At 34.2% G+C, this 21,480-nt stretch carries 19 protein-coding genes; 8 read left to right on the top strand and 11 right to left on the bottom strand.

Annotation, left to right across the window (positions count from 1 at the left end; translation table 11 throughout):
- Position 1: 1 nt before the first annotated feature.
- The 7 genes from SIB89_RS03270 (at position 2) to SIB89_RS03240 (ending at position 8,506) form a co-directional block, all read left to right on the top strand.
- Positions 2-1,711 carry an FG-GAP-like repeat-containing protein gene (locus tag SIB89_RS03270; RefSeq protein ID WP_412561149.1) on the top strand — a complete coding sequence of 570 codons (1,710 nt, stop codon included), beginning with the start codon at positions 2-4 and terminating at the stop codon, positions 1,709-1,711.
- Positions 1,712-1,776: 65 nt separating this feature from the next.
- Entirely contained in the window at positions 1,777-3,516 is a 1,740-nt protein-coding gene (locus tag SIB89_RS03265; RefSeq protein ID WP_273289860.1) for an FG-GAP-like repeat-containing protein, read from the top strand.
- A gap of 75 nt (positions 3,517-3,591) precedes the next feature.
- The gene (locus SIB89_RS03260) at positions 3,592-4,584 is read left to right on the top strand and encodes a glycosyltransferase (RefSeq protein WP_412561148.1); all 993 of its coding nucleotides are present in this window, start codon (positions 3,592-3,594) and stop codon (positions 4,582-4,584) included.
- Positions 4,585-4,609: 25 nt separating this feature from the next.
- Positions 4,610-5,548 carry a hypothetical protein gene (locus SIB89_RS03255; protein ID WP_412561147.1) on the top strand — a complete coding sequence of 313 codons (939 nt, stop codon included), beginning with the start codon at positions 4,610-4,612 and terminating at the stop codon, positions 5,546-5,548.
- 1 nt (position 5,549) lies between these two features.
- Positions 5,550-6,137: a dephospho-CoA kinase gene (gene coaE / locus SIB89_RS03250; RefSeq protein WP_412561146.1), complete on the top strand. Its 588-nt coding sequence runs from the start codon at positions 5,550-5,552 to the stop codon at positions 6,135-6,137.
- A 71-nt stretch (positions 6,138-6,208) separates the two neighbouring features.
- On the top strand, positions 6,209-7,783 hold the full coding sequence (locus tag SIB89_RS03245) for a sensor histidine kinase (protein ID WP_235898257.1): 1,575 nt from the start codon (positions 6,209-6,211) through the stop codon (positions 7,781-7,783).
- 9 nt (positions 7,784-7,792) lie between these two features.
- On the top strand, positions 7,793-8,506 hold the full coding sequence (locus SIB89_RS03240; protein WP_155087202.1) for a response regulator transcription factor: 714 nt from the start codon (positions 7,793-7,795) through the stop codon (positions 8,504-8,506).
- Between the two features lie 36 nt (positions 8,507-8,542).
- On the opposite strand, the gene miaA is transcribed toward SIB89_RS03240, so the two are convergent.
- The 9 genes from miaA to SIB89_RS03195 form a co-directional block, all read right to left on the bottom strand.
- A complete protein-coding gene (gene miaA / locus SIB89_RS03235) occupies positions 8,543-9,445 on the bottom strand; it encodes a tRNA (adenosine(37)-N6)-dimethylallyltransferase MiaA (protein ID WP_412561145.1) in 903 nt (300 codons plus the stop codon).
- A complete protein-coding gene (locus SIB89_RS03230) occupies positions 9,438-10,307 on the bottom strand; it encodes an ion transporter (protein WP_273289865.1) in 870 nt (289 codons plus the stop codon). Before SIB89_RS03230 ends, miaA begins: the two co-directional genes overlap by 8 nt.
- A gap of 25 nt (positions 10,308-10,332) precedes the next feature.
- The gene (locus tag SIB89_RS03225; RefSeq protein ID WP_412561144.1) at positions 10,333-12,279 is read right to left on the bottom strand and encodes a DUF3857 domain-containing protein; all 1,947 of its coding nucleotides are present in this window, start codon (positions 12,277-12,279) and stop codon (positions 10,333-10,335) included.
- Positions 12,276-13,646 (bottom strand): exonuclease domain-containing protein, encoded by a 1,371-nt coding sequence (locus SIB89_RS03220; protein ID WP_412561878.1) that lies wholly within the window; start codon positions 13,644-13,646, stop codon positions 12,276-12,278. The genes SIB89_RS03225 and SIB89_RS03220 overlap by 4 nt, the downstream gene beginning before the upstream one ends.
- Before the next feature lie 69 nt (positions 13,647-13,715).
- Entirely contained in the window at positions 13,716-14,384 is a 669-nt protein-coding gene (locus tag SIB89_RS03215) for a YggS family pyridoxal phosphate-dependent enzyme (RefSeq protein WP_412561143.1), read from the bottom strand.
- Entirely contained in the window at positions 14,374-15,612 is a 1,239-nt protein-coding gene (locus tag SIB89_RS03210) for a DUF1015 domain-containing protein (RefSeq protein WP_412561142.1), read from the bottom strand. The genes SIB89_RS03215 and SIB89_RS03210 overlap by 11 nt, the downstream gene beginning before the upstream one ends.
- Positions 15,613-15,667: 55 nt before the next feature.
- Positions 15,668-16,033 (bottom strand): four helix bundle protein, encoded by a 366-nt coding sequence (locus SIB89_RS03205; protein ID WP_273289869.1) that lies wholly within the window; start codon positions 16,031-16,033, stop codon positions 15,668-15,670.
- Positions 16,034-16,107: 74 nt separating this feature from the next.
- Positions 16,108-16,998: a 3-hydroxyacyl-CoA dehydrogenase family protein gene (locus SIB89_RS03200; RefSeq protein WP_155087208.1), complete on the bottom strand. Its 891-nt coding sequence runs from the start codon at positions 16,996-16,998 to the stop codon at positions 16,108-16,110.
- A 175-nt stretch (positions 16,999-17,173) separates the two neighbouring features.
- Positions 17,174-18,133, bottom strand: a complete 960-nt coding sequence (locus tag SIB89_RS03195; protein ID WP_412561141.1) for a Gfo/Idh/MocA family protein — start codon at positions 18,131-18,133, stop codon at positions 17,174-17,176.
- Between the two features lie 143 nt (positions 18,134-18,276).
- On the opposite strand from SIB89_RS03195, the gene SIB89_RS03190 reads away from it, so the two are divergent.
- Positions 18,277-18,918 (top strand): protein-L-isoaspartate(D-aspartate) O-methyltransferase, encoded by a 642-nt coding sequence (locus SIB89_RS03190; RefSeq protein WP_412561140.1) that lies wholly within the window; start codon positions 18,277-18,279, stop codon positions 18,916-18,918.
- Here SIB89_RS03190 and SIB89_RS03185 read toward each other — a convergent pair.
- Positions 18,915-20,750, bottom strand: a complete 1,836-nt coding sequence (locus tag SIB89_RS03185) for a Xaa-Pro dipeptidyl-peptidase (protein ID WP_412561139.1) — start codon at positions 20,748-20,750, stop codon at positions 18,915-18,917. The genes SIB89_RS03190 and SIB89_RS03185 overlap by 4 nt on opposite strands.
- Before the next feature lie 158 nt (positions 20,751-20,908).
- Positions 20,909-21,436: a hypothetical protein gene (locus tag SIB89_RS03180; protein WP_412561138.1), complete on the bottom strand. Its 528-nt coding sequence runs from the start codon at positions 21,434-21,436 to the stop codon at positions 20,909-20,911.
- Between the last annotated feature and the right edge of the window lie 44 nt (positions 21,437-21,480).

Here is a 21,480-nt window from a genome sequence, read left to right as displayed (position 1 = left end):
AATGCATTTTAGAATTACATTCTCTCTAATACTATTTTTTGTATTAAGTGATGCTATTGCACAGATAAGTTTTGAAAATCAAGCTACGGAAATCGGAATAAATGTTACTTGTGGAAATACGCTATATGGTAGCGGTATAACATTTTATGATTATGATAATGATGGTTGGGATGATATAACTATTGCTTCAGCTGAGGGTGACCCAATACGATTTTTAAAAAATATTAACGGAAACTTTGTAGAGCAAACCTTAAATATTGATTCCAACAACTGGAAAAATAAACAGGTTAATTGGGTGGATATTGATAATGACGGAGATAACGATTTGTTTGTCACTAGCGATAATAGTAGCAATAAGTTATATGAAAACCTTGGTAACATGATAATGGAAGATATCACCTTATCTTCAGGTATGTTAACAGATGTGCTTGTTACCTATGGAGCATCTTGGGGCGATTATAACAAAGACGGATTTTTAGATGTTTTTTTAAGTAATAGAAGTACTTCCATTCCTAATGTTTTGTATAAAAACAATGGAGATAATACATTTTCGCTTGTAAATACTGAAGCTGGAATTATTAATATTGGTACGTTGTCATTTTGTTCAGCGTTTTTTGATTATAATAATGACGGTCACCAAGATATTTATGTGGCAAATGATAAAATAGAGAACGCAAATACACTGTATAAAAATAATGGTGATGGTACTTTCACTGATGTTAGCGTGGAATCTGGTTCTGATATTACAATTGATGCTATGTCTGTGACCATTGATGATTATAATGCTGATGGCTGGATGGATATTTATATAACAAATGACGTTCCTGGCAATGTGTTTTTAAAGAACAATGGTAATGGCACATTTACCGATGTAGCACAACCTACAGGCACAACATTTAATAGTGTGGGTTGGGGAGCTGTTTTTTTAGACGCTGATAATGATACTGATTTAGATTTGTATGTAAGTGCCGAACACAATGGCTCTGTCCCTGGTTATTTATCTTCGGCATTATACGAGAATTATAATGATGGTTCGTTTAATATCATCAACTCTTCAATACCTAATGATTTTGCGATAAGTTATTCAAATGCTATTGGTGATACCGATAACGATGGCTATCCAGAAATAGTAGTTAATAATATTAATCACGACAATGTCTTCCTCTGGAAAAATAATTCTCCATCAACCAATAATTGGCTAAAAGTAAAACTAGAAGGAACAGAAAGTAACAGAAATGGAATTGGTTCTCTAATCGAAATATCTATAAATGGAGTAAAACAGTATAGATATACATTATGTGGTGAGGGTTATTTATCCCAAAATTCTTCAAGCGAATTTTTTGGATTGGGTAGTGCTACAGTCGTTGACTATGTTAAGGTTAAATGGTTGAGTGGAGTGGAAGATATCATCTACAATGTTGGAGTTAATGAACAAATACTTATTGTTGAAGGTTCTGCATTATCAATTAATGATAATGAATTGTCTTCAATGAAAATTTATCCAAACCCTGTTAAAGATAGATTTATGATTAATTCAGAAGCTGATATTGATAAGGTATTGATATTTAATGTGTTAGGTAAGGAGGTCTTAAGGGTTTACTCAACTGAATTATATGAAAATATTGATATAACTCATTTACAAGCAGGCACTTATTTTGCCAAAGTTACTTCGTCTAATCATTCTAAAACAATTAAAGTCATTAAATACTAATGGATATACTACGAATTGAATTAAATATTCTTTTTATATTTAGTGTAAAAGAATAAAACCCCTTGATGATTAGAATTATCTTTTTTTCATTGATTCTACCATGTCATTTGGCCTTTTCACAAATCAATTTTGTAGATAGGGCAAATATATTGGGTCTAGATGAGCATACTGGCAACTCGGTTTTTGGAGGTAGTGGCGCGAGTTTTGTAGATTTTGATAATGACGGATTGGACGATATAACATTAGCTACAGGAGCAGGTGTGCCTGTGCAATTTTATAAAAACATTAATGGTCAGTTTTTCGTAGAAACGTCTTTTTTTACCAGCCCTAATACATACAACTACAGAACGAGGAGCGCATGCTGGGTCGATTACGATAATGATGGTGACAAAGATTTTTTTCTCACTAGCGACACTGATGGCAATAGGCTTTTTAGACGAGAAAATAACTCTTTAGTTGATGTTACGGTATCTTCAGGTTTCCCATTGGATAATTTATACACCTATGGAGCATCTTGGGGAGATATAGACAATGATGGCTGTTTAGATGTTTATTTATCAAATAGGATTGGAGATACGACCATTACAAACTATTTGTTTAAGAATAATTGTGATGGCACTTTTTCTGAGGTTACAAATAGTATTGGGTTAAACAACTTACCAGCGCTTAGTTTTTGCTCAGGATTCTTTGACTTTAATAATGACGGTTGGCAAGACCTGTATGTAGCTAACGATAAGTTTAAACCCAATTACCTATATAAAAACAATGGAGATGGCACTTTTACGGATGTCAGTCAATCATCTGGTACAGATGTAGTAATGGACGCCATGTCAGTTACCATTGACGACTTTAATGCTGACGGTTTTTTTGATATTTACATTACCAATACACCAGAAACCATAAGTACACCGCAACCTGGTTGCGTATTGTTTAAAAATAATGGTGATGAAACATTTACAAATATAGCATTCAATTCCGGGACTGATTTGGATAGCTTTTCTTGGGGATCAAGTTTTTTGGATGCAGATAACGATAGTAACATAGATTTATACGTAAATACTCAATATAGCGGAGAGAATATGTACGCTACGTATGCATTTTATGTAAATAACGGCGATGAGACATTTGATAATTCCACCATTTCAGGATTTCAAACAAATGCCTATAGAAGTTATGCTTCTGCAATAGGTGATTATGATAACAATGGAGTAGTAGAAATTCTTGTTAATAATGATGTTGACCAAGAGCCATCACTTTGGGAAAACATCGAAGTACAGAGTAATAATTATATTTCAATAGATTTAGAAGGTACAGTTAGCAATAAAGATGCCGTAGGATCCATTATTGAGATTTCAGTTAATGGAACTAAACAATACCGTCATGTAATGTTAGGCGAAGGGTATTTGTCCCAGAATACCGAAACACATCACTTCGGGATTGGTAATGCTACAGTTGTTGATTATATAAAAATTAAATGGCTTAGCGGTATTGAAGACATTGTCTATAATGTATCGCCAAATCAAAAGATAAATATTATTGAGGGCACATTTTTGTCTGTTAATGAATTTAATGATGATTCTATAGTCAACTACTATCCTAATCCTGTAAATGAAGAATTATTTATTAATTCTAAAAAGAAAATAGATTCACTAGAAGTTTTCGATATCACAGGTAGAATAGTATTTGTGTCATACCCTTTGGTAAATAATACTAAGATAAATTTATCTTTAATAGAAAGCGGAAACTACTTTGCTAAATTGACCAGTAATGGTAAGTCAGAAATTATCAAATTCATTAAAAAATAGAAGTTGAAGCTCTATTGTTCATTTTATTATAAAGTTATGTGATAGCTTTAATTACCTTTGTGTTTTGCGCAAACTATGTTTTTTTCATTTATAATTCCTGTATTTAATAGACCAGATGAAATTAAAGAACTTTTAGAAAGTTTTTTAGGTTTAAATGTCGATTATAAGTACGAAATAGTTATCGTAGAAGATGGCTCTACAGAGACTTCAGAGTCGATTGTGAATGACTATAAGAAGCAATTAGATATTTCATATTATTTTAAACAGAACTCTGGCCCTGGTGATTCTAGAAATTTTGGAATGCAAAAAGCCAAAGGGGATTATTTTATCATTTTAGATTCTGATGTTATCCTGCCTTCAAATTATTTAACTGAAGTAGATACTTTCTTAAATAAGAACTATTACGATTGTTTCGGTGGGCCAGATGCTGCACATCCTTCTTTTACTAATCTCCAAAAAGCGATTAATTTTGCTATGACGTCTTTTATTACCACAGGCGGAATAAGAGGAGGTAAACAACAGGTGGAAAATTTTCAGCCAAGAAGCTTTAATATGGGCTTATCTAAAAAAGCGTTCTTGGATTCTGGCGGGTTTGGTAAAATACATCCCGGTGAAGATCCAGATTTATCTTTACGGTTATTAAATTTGGGTTATAAAACAACATTAATTAAAGATGCCTTTGTATATCATAAACGACGCATATCCTGGTCTAAATTTTATAAGCAAGTATATAAGTTTGGTATGGTAAGGCCTATCCTTAATCAATGGCACCCTCATTCCAAGAGTTTAGTATATTGGTTTCCAACTCTATTTAGTTTAGGCTTTTTAGTTTCAATATTGCTACTGGTTTTTAAGATAGCAATGCCATTTTATGCTTATCTTTTTTATTTTATAATAGCATTTTTAGTATCATTAATTGTGAACAAAAATATAATAGTGGCTTTTCAGTCTATTGTCGCAATTATAGTACAGTTTTTTGGATATGGTTTTGGGTTTTTTAAGTCAACATTCAATTTGGTGGTTTTGAGAAAACAGCCTCAAGAGGCATTTCCTAATTTGTTTTTCTAGATGACCTATGAACGCTAAGAAAAAAATGAAAATATCTGAGTATCTAAAGCGACGAAATGTTAAGCGCTTTAGTCTATTTGTGGTTATAGCTTTTGTGTTTCTTATTTTTTCTAAACTTTCTAATGATTACAAACAGACTATAAACTTAAAAGTAAACCTGATAAATATTGATGATGAAATTATTCTGAATAACGACTCATTAAACACCATGGAAGCTTTAATAGAAGCCAAAGGGTTTGCCTTAATACCATTTGTTTTTAAGGATTCTAAAGAGGTGGTTTTGGACGCAAAGACAGATATAGTGACAATGCCAGATTATTACATTTTTGATGTACAAAAACACAGGTTTTTAATAGAAGGACAACTTGGCTCTGCTTACAAAGTATTGTCCCTGAAACCAGATACTTTGCTGTTGTCTTATTCAACAAGAGCATCAAAGTATGTTCCTGTAGTTTTAAAAACCAGTGTTGATTTTGCTGCCGGATATGATATCATAGGCGATTATGAATTAAGCATAGATAGCGTTAAAGTTGTTGGGTCATCAGAGAAAGTAAATGAAATACAATCAATATCTACAGAAGAGTTAAGTCAACAAGAGGTCAATTCTAACATTAGCAGAAGTTTAAATTTTGAGAGGTTACAAGATATTGAGATCTTTCCTAAAAATATAAGCGTAAAAGCAGAAGTTAAACGGTTTACAGAGGGCACAATTGAATGTCCGATAACAATAATAAATAAACCAGATAATGTTGAAATTAATTATTTCCCAAAGACGGTGACAATTACATATTATGTAGATTTAGATAATTATAATGCTATTGACGCTTCAGATTTTAGAGTAGAATGCGATTATGAGGCTTTAGGAGATGACCAATCGTTTCTTGTTCCAAAAATTGTTAAAAAACCAGAGTTCGTTAAACGTACAGCTATGAAGCAAAAGCGTATAGACTTTATTAAATTATAAGATGATAGTAGTTGGTCTTACAGGTGGTATAGGTAGTGGTAAAACCACTATAGGCAAAGAGTTTCAATCTTTTGGCATACCTGTATATATTGCGGATGAGGAGGCAAAGGCATTAATGAATCGCTCTAAGGTTATAAAACGAAAACTAATTCAATTATTTGGTAAATCTGCATACAAAGACGATATACTAAATAGACCTTATCTCGCTTCAAAAATTTTTAATGATAAACAACTTTTAGTTAAGATGAATGCTATTGTTCATCCCAAAGTGGCCTCACACTTTAAGCGCTGGTTAAAAAAGCAGGAAAGTCCTTATGTTATAAAAGAAGCTGCAATTATTTTTGAAAACAACATGGAGAATCAATACGACTATATTATTACTGTTGTTGCTGACGAAGATTTGAGGATAGAAAGAGTAATGCATAGAGATAATGTTTCTAAGGAAAGAATAATAGCGATAATAGAAAATCAATTAACTGATTATGAGAAGATTGAGAAATCAGATTTTGTCATTGTTAATAACGATTTAAATGTGGCAAAGCAACAGGCTGCAGAAATCCATGAATCTATCCTTAAAAAAATTAAATAACCTTACTCTGCTTTTGTTAATGTAAGGTTAAACCTAATTTGTGCTAAATGTTAAAATGTTAAATTTGGCTGATGGGCAAAAAGCTATTCATCTTATTGGTGGTATTAATGAGTCTATCGCTCATTGGTATAATCTTTGTGCAATCATTTTTTATTAATAATAGTTTAGAAAATGAGGAAAAGAATTTTACGTTAAGTGTTACAAGAGCGCTCAGTTTTGTGTCGAGGGATATAGAAGAATTTGAGCTCAAGAAATACACTAGTTTTATTCAACCTTTTATTGCAGATAACAAAGTGCCGGATTCAACAATACTCAGGCAATTGTATATCACCACAGAAGATGACGTTAATGACGAAACCATAATTCATAGAAATACGGTTTTAGAGGAACGCTTTAAGGTGCCCTCATTGTTCTTTGAAATTGATGCAGACAGCATAGATGTTCCTAGTTTTACTAACGAGCGTGTGACAGAGTATTTTAGTAATAGAAGGCTAAGTGAGAATGATCTGAGTATAAAACCACAACGACGTTTGGTAGAATATTCTAGATTACCAGAAATTGAAAAGCAAATATATGAAGCCACTTTTAAGACGCTTCTTAAAGATGTGCCAATTCATAGAAGGGTATCGATACCATTTGTAGAAAATATGTTAGAACGGGAGTTGCGTAGCGAAGGTATAGATCTAGACTTTGATTTTGCGATATATGATGATGACTTGGCGACTAAGATTCAAACCTTGAATTTTGATAAAAACCCAGAAACAACCGTTGGGATACCAGTCTTTTTAGACAATAACAACGAAAGCAATTACACGCTTTATGTAGATTTTCCCAATAGAAAAAAATACCTATTGTCTTCAATAATGTGGATGGTGGTATTGTCTATTGTTTTTACGGGTATTATCATTTTGGCATTCTCTAGTGCTATTCACCAATTGATAAAACAGCGAAAAATATCGCAGATAAAGACGGATTTTATCAATAATATGACGCATGAGTTTAAAACGCCAATAGCAACTATAAATTTAGCGTTAGATGCCATAAGAAACCCTAAGATAATTAGCGACCAAGATAAGGTAAAGCGTTATTTAGGAATGATAAAGGATGAGAACAAACGCATGCACGCACAAGTAGAAAATGTGTTGCGTATTTCTAAGTTAGAAAAGAACGAGCTTAATATTAGTAAAGAGCGTATTGAGTTACACGACTTAATTGAAGATGCTATTACACATGTAGAATTAATAGTTGAGGATAGAAAAGGTTATGTAAAAACACATTTAAATGCTGCCATGTCATCAGTTTTGGCTAACGAAACACATTTTACAAATGTGATAGTCAATATATTAGATAATGCCATTAAGTACTCGGACGATGTACCTAAAATTGATGTTTATACCGAAAATATCGGTAATAATGTTATATTAAAGATAGCAGATCAAGGAAATGGTATGTCTAAGCAAGTTGCAAAACGTGTGTTCGAAAAATTTTACAGAGAACATACAGGTAATGTACATAATGTAAAAGGGCATGGGCTTGGATTAGCTTATGTAAAACGAATAGTAGATGATCATCAAGGTCATATATCAGTAGAAAGTGAAAAAGGAAAAGGCAGTACTTTTATTATAAAGTTGCCGTTAATATCATAAAAACGAATCATGGAAGAACAAAACAAGAAAATTCTTTTGGTAGAAGACGATCCAAACTTTGGAACCGTTTTAAAAGATTATTTAATGATGAACGATTACGACGTTGTCCATGCCAAGAATGGAATGGAAGGTTTTGAAAAGTTCAAAAAAGACGATTACGATCTTTGTATCTTAGATGTAATGATGCCTTATAAGGATGGATTTACACTGGCAAAAGAAATTCGTGAGAAAAATACAGACGTACCAATTATCTTTTTAACGGCAAAAGCCATGAAAGAAGATGTGCTTAAGGGCTATAAGGTTGGTGCGGATGATTATCTAAACAAACCGTTTGATAGCGAAGTCTTATTAATGAAGATAAAAGCCATTATGCAACGTAAAGCAACAGATTCTGTTGCAGATAGTAAACAGTTTGAATTTAAGATAGGTCGTTTTGATTTAAATTCTAAACTACGTTTCTTAAAGTTTGATGGTGGTGAACCAACAAAATTATCTCCAAAAGAAAACGAATTGTTACGCTTGTTGGCACTACATGAAAATGACTTAATGCCAAGAGAGTTAGCATTGACCAAGATATGGAGAGATGATAACTACTTTACTTCACGAAGCATGGATGTTTATATTGCTAAGCTTCGTAAATACTTAAAACCAGATCCAAAAGTTGAAATACTAAATATTCATGGTGAAGGATTTAGATTGGTAGTTAACGGTAACGACAAATAAAAAAAGAAAAAACCCAACTTGTTAAGTTGGGTTTTTTTATAGCTGTTTTTCAATATAGCTAATTATTTTATTCACATCGGTTTCAAAATCAAACCACACTATACTATCGTCTTTTTTGAACCAAGTTAATTGCCGTTTGGCAAAACGTCTGGTGTTTTTCTTTATTTCTGAAATTGCAAAATCCAAGGTAGAATTACCTTCAAAATATTGAAACAATTCCTTGTAGCCAACTGTATTCAGTGCGTTTAAATTTTTATAAGGCAACAAACTTTCAGCTTCTTCCAATAGTCCGTTTTCGATCATTATATCAACACGCTGGTTGATTCTATCGTATATGGTTTGGCGCTCTGCCTTAAGCCCAATGCTTATGGTTTTAAACTGTCGCTTCTTTTCAGGATTGGTTAAAAATGATGAGTATGGTTTCCCAGTGCCAATACAAATTTCTAAGGCTCTAACCAAGCGTTGTGGGTTATCAATAGCAATGATTTTGTAAGCAACTGGGTCTAATTCTTTAAGTTGGTTTTGTAAAGATTCTATTCCAATATCTTCAAATCTTTTATTGAGTTCTATCCTAATGTTTGCGTTTACATCAGGAAAATCATCCAATCCCTTTGTAACGGCTTTTACATATAAACCAGAACCACCAACCATAACGGCGACAGGATTATTTTGGTGAATATCTTTAATTGCAGAAATTGCATCACGTTCAAAATCTCCAACCGTATAGATATCTTTAATGGATTTATGTTGAATGAAATGATGGTTTACTGCGCTCAATTCTTCAGCAGATGGTACAGCGGTACCAATATTCATTTCTTTATAAAACTGACGAGAATCGGCAGAAATTATTTTGGTATTAAAATGTTGAGCCAGTTTGATACTTAGAGCTGTTTTGCCAATAGCTGTAGGCCCAACTATGGAAATGAGTGTGTTAGTCATAGTGTAACTTACATCCGCATTTATGGCAGAACTCTGCACCATCTTGATGTTTTACCGCAAGACAATTAGCACAGCATTGCGTGTTAAGTGTTACTGTTTTTAACTGCGTTTCTTCTTCTTTAGTAATTTTATCCTTGCTGTTAGTGGCTTTAGTATATTCAGCAGAAACAATTCCGGTAGGCACAGCAATAATACCATAACCCATAACCATAATCACCGCTGCAATAAATTGCCCTAAAGGAGTCACAGGTGCAATATCTCCAAAACCAACAGTAGTTAAGGTTACAATACACCAATAAACACTTTTTGGGATATTTGTAAAGCCACTGGCAGCTCCTTCCACTAAATACATTATGGTACCAAAAATTACAGAGGCAATAATTACGGCAAATAAAAAGACTGAAATTTTTGCTCTACTGGCTTTAATGGCACTTGCCAATTGGTTTGATGCGCCAAGGTAACGTGCCAATTTTAAAATTCTGAATATTCTCAGTAGACGCAAAGCACGTAAGGCAACAAGTGCTTGAGACCCTACGAAAAATAGTGATAAATATTTAGGTATAGTTGATAAAAGATCAACGATACCATAAAAACTTGTAATATACTTTATAGGCTTGTTTACTGTAATAATACGAACTATATATTCTATAGTAAACAATATGGTAATAACCCATTCACTTACATTTAAAAAAGCGTGATACTTTTCATCAAAACTGCTAATGCTTTCTAGCATTACTAAAACAATACTAGCGAGAATAGCAATGAGCAAAATGATATCAAATAATTTTCCAGCTCTAGTATCAGCTTCATAAATTATCTCATGCAGTTTGGTTTTCCAAGTATGTTTGTTGTCGTTTTCCACGTTTTAAAAATACAAAAAGAAAAGTTTAGATTTTCTCTAGGACTATTACCGTATTATTTTGTGTCTCAACAACAGTATCCATAAACGTTTTAAGGTAATCATAAAATTCTGGAGCATAGATAGCCTTATCAAATTTTACTTTAAAATATAATGTTAACTGATTGTCTTTATTTTCAACATTAAATAAAAATGTACCTGATTTGTTTGGTAGTGCATAGTTAACAGAACCAGGAATCTCTAAAATATTTAAGTCGTCTCCCAAGTCTATATTCATAATATAGGTATAGGTGTCTTTATAACCAAAGTCTATCGGGTAGGTGCGCTCTTGTAATTTAAATGGGTTCTCTTCAAAGAATTTTATAATAAAAGGATTTAAATAAATTTTATTACCAATAAACTCTGGTTCTAAGGTAAAGTGTATTTCCTCTTCAAAATCATAACTGTTTTTTTCTAAGTCAGAAACATTATGCTCTTCAATACTGATTTCCGTATACTTATCAGCTCTCTGTTCCTTGTATGTTTGAGAGTTTTCAGTATACATACGTTTTAGATCATGGGCTTGGTATCCTGTAGACTTACTTTCTATAACACCTCCAAAAACATCTTCTTCAAATGAGTCAATTTGTATGGTGTGTAGCCTTGTGGAATAATCTTTTATCTCAATATCCTCCCAATAACTACCATCTTCTAAATCCATTAACCTTCCATATTGATTAAGTACTCTAAACGGTAATTCGCCAAAAGACAAGTACGGTTCAGTGGCATCTAAAAAGTAATCTTTGCCATCTATGGTGGTTTTTAAAATTAAATAGTTGAAATCTGTTAAAACGGGATAGATCTTGGTAGCAAAACCATTACCACGAGTAGACACTAAAATAGGAAAGACTTTGAAACCTTCGGAAGATAATAGGTTTTCCAATAGCAAATTGATTTCAAAAGCATTTCCGATTTTTTCTTTAACTGTATTTTTTACAGATACTTCATGTCTCTCATATTTTTGGTTCCATTTGTAATTATCCAAAACAAATTGATGAATGGCCTTAGCTTTTTCTAAATTATCAGGCATTGAAGTTATATCGTCTGGGAGTATATTTTTCGCAAGACTTTTTTTGCTGATTTGCCTTCCGAAATCTTTGTCCGATTTTAGTTCCTTGTCAACATCTGCCCAAGTTTTTGTGAGCTTATCAACACTTCCATCAAATCCTCTTATCACGCTTAGTTCGTATTCAATTCTTGCTATATAGTTGAGTGGTGTAGTAGTGAAACCTTCTGGTTTATAAGCAGGAATATTTTTCATTACATATTTAGCTATAGCACAGTCAGCACCAACATCTCCTCTTAGATCAATACAGTTCTTTTTTAAGCTTGTTTCGTTAACCTCTAATGGTATAGAACCTACAAGCTTTATGTTATATTCGTAATTACCTGGGATGCTGGTGTTATATTCACTATATAATACAGGATCCGGACCTTGAAAATACCAAGGCTGGTACTTAGACATAAAACGAGATTGTGTTTCATAGCTGTAAGTAATAACACTTCCAACTTTTACATTGGGTAAGACAAACTTTACTAAGGTGTAATTTTCATTTTCTTCTTCAAAAATAGCATCTTGGGTTAATTCAGTTTTCACTGTTTTACCATTTTCTAGATTATAGGTAGCGCCTCTTATTTTAAGAATTTTTTCTTTAGAGGATTTGCCTTTATAAAGTTTTACTTCAACTTCACCACGTTCAATACCTTCTTTTCTTAGGATTTTTATTTTTTGCTCAAGCTGAAACCTAAGCCAGAATGTTTCTTCATCAACAAAACTATTACCATAATCATATATGACCAGTGCATTTGCAGTTGAATCTTTTGCATAAGATGTATATTCTAAGTCACTTTTAGAAACCTGCATAGCTACATTGTAGTTTTGGGCAAAGCAAAATGAGGAAAAAAGAATTGTAAGCAGCGTAAATTTTAATTTCATGCGTTTTGTAGTTCTATGATTTTTAGTCGTTTATTTCTGCGCATATAGCTCTGTATGATATGCTGTGTGTCCCTATTATTTTGCATCGGTGTGATAAGTGATTCAAGTATTTCGCGATTGTTTATCTGGTGATTAAGATCAAAAAAACCAATACCTTTAAAAATACCATCTTCAATAAGTATTACACTTTTTTCATGCACATCTCTCCCCTTATCAATAAGTATCATATCTTTATTATCATAACTGTTTTTTAGGATGACTTCATTAGCTCTTTTGTTGTAATCTTCAGGTGTTTCACCACCTATGCAAGCACCATGGCAACTTTCAATTCCATAATTAAAACAATTTGTTATAGATTTGTCTATGCCACAGAGTTTGTTACACAGCTCGTACACTTCAACCATTCTGTTCATAAAAAAAATACCACTTTTTCTATTGGTGAACGTCGTTATTGGTTTTTCGTTAGGCTTAATATGACTAATCCTAAGATTAACGTATCCATTTTCATCAACAAAACTATAAAGACCTTGAGTAAATCGATTACGTTTTAAAGCTCTATTTAATATAGGTTTGTTTTTCTTTATTTCTTCACTTTCCTTTAGGAGAGCAACGAGTTCACTACCGGTTTTTTCATAAGTAACAGCATTGACCTGTACTTGTATTTTCTTCGATTTAGAATTTTTATTAGTAAAGTGTTGTATAATTCGTTTTCTAATGTTGTTACTCTTGCCAATATATATAATATTGCCTTGCGCGTCATGGATATAGTATACTCCTGTATCGCTTGGTAAATCTTCTGTTATTTCTTTAAGATTCGGTGCTAATTTTGACTTCTGTTCAATTTTTACAGCATCCTTTATAATCTTTTTGCTAGTATCCTTATTCAACAGCATTTTAAATAACTTCACAGTAGCCATGGCATCTCCATTCGCCCTGTGCCTATCACTTACAGGTATACCTAGCGCTCGTGTCAGCTTACCTAAACTGTAGGATTCCATATCTGGCATAAGCTGTTGTGACAGTTCTACTGTGCAAAGTGTTTTGCGTTTAAAGGGAAAACCAAGACGTTTAAATTCTGTTTTAAGAATGCGATAATCAAAATCGGCATTATGAGCCACGATGATGCAGTCTTCCGTGATTTCTACAATGCGTTTGGCGACTTCATAGAATTTAGGCGCATTTTTGAGCATGTTAGAATTTATACCTGTAAGATTAACAACAAAGGGTTGAATTTCACGCTCAGGATTTACTAAGGAAATAAATTGATCGGTGACTTTATGACCATCAAATTGGTAAACTGCTATCTCTGTGATACCTTCTTCATTATACTTACCACCTGTGGTTTCTATGTCTAGTATTGCGTATATAATTCTAAAATTGGGAGTTTACTAATAAAGCACTAAGTTAAAAAAGTAAATGCTATCCGTATAAGAATATTAATTATAATTTCTAGCTCCAAAGATGCTGCTTCCAACTCTGATCATATTACTGCCGCAATCAATAGCTAACTGGTAGTCACCGCTCATGCCCATAGATATAGTTTGCAGTTGGCAGTTTTCTGTTTGCAGTGGTTTTAGCGCATCAAAGGTGGACTTTAAAAATTTAAATTCACTTTCTACTTGTTTCATGTCATCTGTAAACGTCGCCATTCCCATGAGGCCAACAATCCTAATATTTTTTAATTCTGAAAATGCTTCAGATTGAAGTAGGGAAGAAGCATCCTTAGCTGACATCCCAAATTTGCTATCTTCTTCAGCAATTTTAATTTGAAGTAAACAATCTATAACCCTATCATGACTTTTGGCTCTTTTGTTGATCTCTTTCAATAGTTTGAAGCTATCTACACCATGAATTAAACTCACAAACTCAGCCATATACTTCACCTTGTTACGTTGTACATGACCAATCATGTGCCATTCAACATCCTTTGGCATGTCCTCATACTTATCAACCATTTCCTGAATTTTGTTTTCTCCAAAAATGCGTTGACCTGCGTTGTAGGCTTCCATCAAATCACTAATAGGTTTGGTTTTTGAAACCGCAACTAGAGTAACTTGTTCTGGTATGGTAGATTTAATATTTTGTAAGTTCTCTTTAATACTCATAAATTGTTATTCCGCTTCTTAGTTTAGGTAATATATAAGTGCTTTTTGGTGGCATTTTTAAGCCTTCGTCAGCAATTTGCTTCATTTGTTCAACATTAGATGGGCACATACCAAAACCAACCACAAAGGCGCCACTGTCCACACTGCTTTTTATGGTAATCATCTCGTGCTGACCATTGACATACTCTATGCGATTGTCATTACGAAGATCTTCAATACCTAAAATGGGTTGCAATATAGTTTTGTATAATAATTGCGCATCTAGCTCATCTAAAGCGTTGTTGAACTGGTAATTGGTCTTCCTTAAATATAAAGAATAAAACTCACCATCTAAGTACATGCTAAAATGATGAGGTTTAGAAGGTTTGTATGGCATAATACCTCTGTTTTCTATTCGATAACACTCATCTAGTTTTATGAGAAACTCTTCTTTAGTAAGTCCATTTAAATCGGTAACCAACCGGTTAAATTCATGAATGACCAAATCCGATTCCGGAATTAAATACGACATAAAGAAATTATAAGACTCACTTCCATCATGGTTCGAGTTCTTTTCTTTTTCGTCTTTATACAACAAATACGATGAGGCAGATCTATGATGACCATCTGCTATGTAAATGGTTTCCATTTGTTCAAACTCACCTTGAATTGTCCTAATGGTATCTTCATCATCAATTTTCCAGAGATAATGCGTATCTCTGTAGGTCATTGTAAATTCAAAAATGGCATGACCTTTTTGAGCATTTTTAATTATGGAAGAAATTAAATCATTGTCTGGGTAGGTGAGGAGTACTGGCTCTGCATTAAAACCAACGGTTTTAAGGTAGGTTTTAAAGGTTTGCTCACGTTTGGCAATGGTATCTTCGTGCTTTTTAATGACATCATTTTCGTAATCTTCAGCACTTGTTGCAGCGATAATGCCGTTAAATTCTTGTCCGTGTCTATTTACGATTTTATAGACATACAGTGAAGGTTTTTTTTCTTGAACAAATACACCATCTTCCTTAAATTCCTCGTAGCGATTTTTTACCAACCTATACCGTTCCTTCCCGATGACTTCTTGGGCATACTTATAGCCAGGATTTACAATATGAAGAAAACTATAAGGATTATAATCCATTCGAGATTCGCGCTCATCTACTGTGTAACTCTGGTAAGGACGCGCCGCAACCAAGCCAACTATGGCTCTTGTTGGTTTTACGGCTTTAAATGGGATAATTTTTGCCATGCATTTAGTATGAAGTGTGGAGTGTAAAGTAAAAAGTATTAAGTATTGGTTTATATTAGTTTGAACCGAATTTTTTAGGATTTAATATCATGTAATTTAAAAGTTTAGCGACTTCCTCTGATGCATTATATAGTTCTTTAAATTGCTCTGTAGAAATATACTCGCACGCTAGAGCAAATTCCAACCATGTTTGGGTTTCTCCATTTTCTGCGTCGCTGTCTGTAAGTTTACTGATAAAGTGTTTTTGATAACGTCTTTTTCTGTAGGATTCAGATAGATTAGCACAAACACTTCGAGAGGAACGCCTAACTTGGTCTGTTAGAGAATAGGTTTCTTCTTTTGGAAAAGATTTTGAAATATGATAAATATCCATAGCCAATTTGAACCCTTTTTTATAAGCCAATAAATCTTGAACCTTCATGATTAAATATAATACTTTTCACTAGACACTAGACACTAGACACTAGACACTAGACACTAGACACTAGACACTTATCACTTTACAAACTGCTTAGAGACTTTCTCTGCCTTTCTACTTTCGGAATAATCATAAAAACCTTCACCAGATTTAACACCTAGTTTGCCAGCCTGAACCATATTAACTAATAATGGACAAGGTGCGTATTTAGGATTTTTAAATCCATCGTACATTACATTCAAAATTGATAAACATACATCAAGACCTATGAAATCCGCCAACTGTAATGGGCCCATTGGATGTGCCATACCTAGCTTCATAACGGTATCAATCTCTTCAACACCTGCAACTCCGTTGTAAAGTGTTTCAATAGATTCGTTGATCATTGGCATTAAAATACGATTGGCTACAAATCCAGGATAATCATTAACTTCCGTTGGGATTTTACCTAAGGTTTTAGATAAATCCATAATGGTTTTTGTGACTTCGTCACTTGTATTATAACCACGAATGATTTCTACCAATTTCATTATTGGTACTGGGTTCATAAAGTGCATCCCGATAACCTTTTCTGGTCTAGAGGTTGCAGCTGCTATTTGTGTAATGGAAATGGAAGACGTGTTCGTTGCCAAGATGGTATCTTCACCACAAATGTCATCTAGTTGCTTAAAGATTTTGAGTTTGAGGTCTACGTTTTCGGTTGCAGCTTCTACAACCAAATCGACATTCTGTACTCCAGATCCTGAATCGGTAAACGTTTCTATGTTACCAAGGGTTTCTGATTTGTCAGCTTCAGAAATTTTTTCTTTAGCAACCATTCTATCAAGATTTTTAGAAATGGTAGCCATGCCTTTTTCTAGTGAAGCTTCACTAATATCAATAAGGTTAACTTTAAATCCAGATTGAGCAAAAGTGTGGGCAATTCCGTTTCCCATTGTTCCTGCTCCTATTACTGCTATGTTTTTCATTTATAATGTATTTGTCATTGCGAGACTTTTCTAAAGTCGTGGCAATCTGTTTGTATAATAATTTAAAATAAAAATTGAGTTTCAATTAAAAAGATTACTTCAGTCATTGGCTACGCCATATACTTTCAATCAAAATATATTTTAATCTCAGTAATCTTCGTAATGACGTTTTGTTTTAAAACTGATTAATAATCATATTCGCTACACGCAATGCTTCAGTGCCATCGTGTAATGTCACGACTGGCTTTGTGTTGTTGTTAATCGCATCTGCAAAAGTTTCGAGCTCGTCTAAAATGGCGTTGTTGTTTTCAATTTCGGGATTGTCAAAATAGATTTGCTTTTTTACCCCTTCCGCATTTTGAAGAATCATATCAAAATCACCTGGATTTTCAGGTGCATCTTTCATTTTAACGACTTCACATTTCTTTTCAAGAAAATCAACCGAGATATAGGCATCCTTTTGAAAGAATCTTGTTTTACGCATATTTTTTAGTGAAATACGACTTGCGGTAAGATTGGCAACACAACCATTTTTAAATTCAATACGTGCATTGGCAATATCTGGCGTTTCACTTACAACAGAAACTCCACTGGCAGAAATATGCTTTACAGGCGAATTTACCACACTAAGGATAATATCAATATCATGAATCATTAAATCCAATACCACTGGCACATCTGTACCACGAGGATTAAACTCAGCCAAACGATGGGTTTCAATAAACATCGGATTTTCAATCTTATCCTTTACACCAATAAATGCAGGGTTGAAACGCTCTACATGACCAACTTGTCCTTTAACTCCATGTTCTGCAACCAATGTTCTTATGGTTTCAGCTTCTTCAACCGTATTGGTAATAGGTTTTTCTATAAATATGTGCTTCCCTTTTTTAATGGCTTTTTTGGCACAATCGTAATGTGAAAGGGTAGGAGTTACAATATCTACAACATCAACAGCATCGATTAAATCATCAATGGAATCAAAATACGTGTAACCGTACTCTTCAACAACACGTTTGGCGTTTTCTGGGTCAGCATCATAAAAACCTACAAGCTCATATTTTGTAGATTGTTTTAGTAGTCTAAGATGAATTTTACCAAGGTGACCAGCACCAAGAACACCAGCTTTTAGCATGTTTTTCAGTTTTTAACAAAAATAGGCGTTTTGAATCAGAAATTTAAAAAAGAAAATATAAAATACTGTGAATTCAATAATTCAAATTTAGGATTGGATTTTGCTTTTCTTTCAATTAATTTAGCGAGAAACTAAACTAAGATTTGAAAGATACATTTAAGCATCAAGGGATGCGACAGCAATTGGTTGAAACTCTTACAACAAAGGGTATTAAGGATGAAGCGGTTTTAAAAGCCATTGGTAAAATTCCGAGACATCTTTTTATGGATTCTGGATTTTTAGACCATGCTTATGTCGATAAAGCGTTTCCTATTGCTGCAGATCAAACTATTTCCCAACCTTATACGGTGGCTTTTCAGTCGGAATTGTTACAAGTGAAGCCTGGTGATAAAGTTTTGGAAATCGGAACAGGAAGTGGTTATCAATGTGCTGTATTGATTGAGCTTGGAGCTAAAGTTTATAGTATTGAACGACAACAAGAGCTATTCAAAAAAACCTCTAAATTCTTACCAAAAATAGGCTATAGAGCAAAAAAGCTCATTTTTGGAGATGGCTACAAAGGTTTGCCAGAGGAAGCACCGTTTGATAGTATTATTGTTACGGCTGGTGCACCATTTGTGCCTAAACCATTATTGAGCCAGTTAGCAATTAACGGACGCTTAGTAATTCCTGTTGGTGATGACGTGCAAGTCATGACCTTATTTATTAGAAAAGGTCCAAAGGAATTTGAAAAACATGAGCTTGGCGAGTTCCGATTTGTACCCTTGTTAGAGGATAAAAATTAATCAACAAACTTTTTATACGCTTCTTCGCCACCAACTATTGGTAACACCAACTTTGTTTTGTCTAACTCAATTGTCAACTCTGTACCTGGTTGTGGGTGCAGTGTAAACTCCTGATCACTAGAAAAAATCATTAACCCGATTTGTTGACCAGCCTTAATGATTTGGTCGTCTGGTTGCAAATCGAAAGTAAGACTGTAAGAACGGCCTGGTACCAAATCCTCTTCTTCTGTTAGAGATTTATAGTTCTTCGGATCTGCCCATCCACGCGTAATGATGTTGTCGGTAATTTTCACATCACTTCCTTCTTGCCATGGCAACGAAACCAACCAAACAGATAGATTTGCAGCTGATTTGTTGCTAGAAAGCGTGATACTCACTTTAGGTACACCTGATATATGGAGGTCGTTTTTTAATACTGGCGTTACGTATAACAATCTGTTTTCAGAACTTTTAGCAGTTGCCAAATCTTTTCCAGAAAATGACACATCGTCGATTAAGGTTTCTCCAACTTCTGCTGTATCATCTAAGGATAACCCTCCAACACCATTACCACCTGGTGTAAGCCTTAACGTAACGTGTGTGGCACTCGGATTTGGATAATCTGCATATGCAGTTGGTTGTTGCCTGTCATCATGTTCTCTTACGATATGAGCTTTGTGTTTTTCTTTATCAACACCATTATCTACACCATGCAGATATTTAGTAAACCATTTGTTCATCATTGAAGTAGGAGGTGGTCCACCATGACCATTTTGGTGATAATAAATTTGTGTTGTTAAGCCTTTGTCCTTTGCTGCTTTATATATTCTGTAACTGTGTTCTGGCATCACGTTCCAGTCGTTAAAACCATGAGACATTAGCATTGCGGCTTTCATATTATCCATTTGGTTCAAATAATCACGACCAGCCCACCAATCATTGTAATCACCAGTCTGTCGGTCCATATTGTCCATCATTTCGGTATCTCGTACTACTTTATTGTTGTGTGCACGCTTATCTTCATCTCCACTATGCACAAAATCGTATAGTACATCTATATCTTCACCTAAATAACCACCAGGCGAACGTACCAATCCGTGTGAACGATAGTAATGATAATAGGAAGTATTTGGCGCAATAGGAATTATGACTTCTAAACCTTCAACACCAGTTGTGGCAGCAGCTAATGGTAAAGTTCCGTTATAAGATGTACCTGTCATACCAACTTTTCCTGTAGTCCAATAAGCTTTAACTTCTTCGTTGCCATTACGCTCCGTATAACCTTTTGCACGTCCATTTAGCCAATCGATTACCGCTTTAGGAGCTAAAGATTCGTTTTTACCACCAATGGTTGGCGCTCCGTCAGATAAACCTGTTCCTGGTGATGAAGAGTGAACCACAATATAGCCTCGTGGCACCCATTTTCTAATGTGTGAATTTGAAATGATTGGTCGTTCACCGCGTCGCTTTACTTCTGGGTGGAAACGTTCTTTTGATTTACCTCCTAGCTCATGTTTTACATCCCACATTGTCCCAGGCGCATCGGCTGCAACTCCAGCAAAGTATGGGCTTGTGACATAAATGACAGGAAGTTTTAAGCCTTCTGTTTCGGTTTGTTCTGGTCTAGTTACCGAAACATGCATTCTGTCTTTTTCTCCATCTCCATCGGTATCAAATTCGGTTTCAACCCAAAGATCGTGTCTTAACCAATTATCTGGGTTATTGAAGGCTTCTACGATTTGAGCTTCCCCATCCTTAAAAATGGGCTTAGCGTTTTCTGTAGTGGTTTGGGCAAAGCTTAGGATTGAAATTGCTAATGCTATGATTAGGCTTGAAGTGGATTTGAATATCATCGGTGTGTGGTGTTTTTCTTGTTATAAAAGTAAGGAGTTATTGTTAGACCTCAAATAGGTTTTTAAGACTAATTCTACAAATTTTGTCATTCCGCACTTGATGAGGAATCTATTTTTAAGGTGGATTCCTGCCTTCGCAGGAATGACAATCAACATCATCAATTCTTAGGCAAATACTCCTCAGGAATTGGATTCTCTTTAGTCTCCTGCATCCAGTAGATATTGATAATCCACCAGCGTTCTCCATCGTTCATTAATTGGATGCTATTGATGCCTCGCATAAAAGGCTTTTCGTCGTCTTTGTTTTTAAAGGATTCGTAGGTGCTGAATACCTGGGTAATGTTTCCAAAGGTGTCTGTTTCTCGTTTAATTTCCACCTCGTGAAAACCGTTTTCAAACAGCCATTTCCCAGAGGATTTTATATAATCATCTGGTGTCATATAACGTGCTATTGTCTCACCTTCTTGGGTTTTACCTGTTGGAATGAGCTTCGCGTTTTTGTGAAACAGATGTTTAAACAAATCCCAATCGCGCTCAATCCCAGCATCACCAGAGATAACCGAATATAAAGTTTCGATGGTGCTGTCTAATGTAGCGACGTTTTTACTGTAGTCTTTGGTTTCTTCTTCTTGTGCTGGAAGGCTAATTGAAGCAAATAGAAATAGTAAAAGGATATATTTTTTCATGATTATTGATTTTATTCATATGATAGATTCCTGCCTATGCAGGA

The organism is Winogradskyella sp. MIT101101, assembly GCF_047126865.1.
GTDB classification, from domain to species: Bacteria; Bacteroidota; Bacteroidia; order Flavobacteriales; family Flavobacteriaceae; genus Winogradskyella; species Winogradskyella ouciana.
The sequence above is the reverse complement of the archived record's forward strand: the minus strand, read 5'-3'. Positions and strand labels throughout refer to the sequence as shown.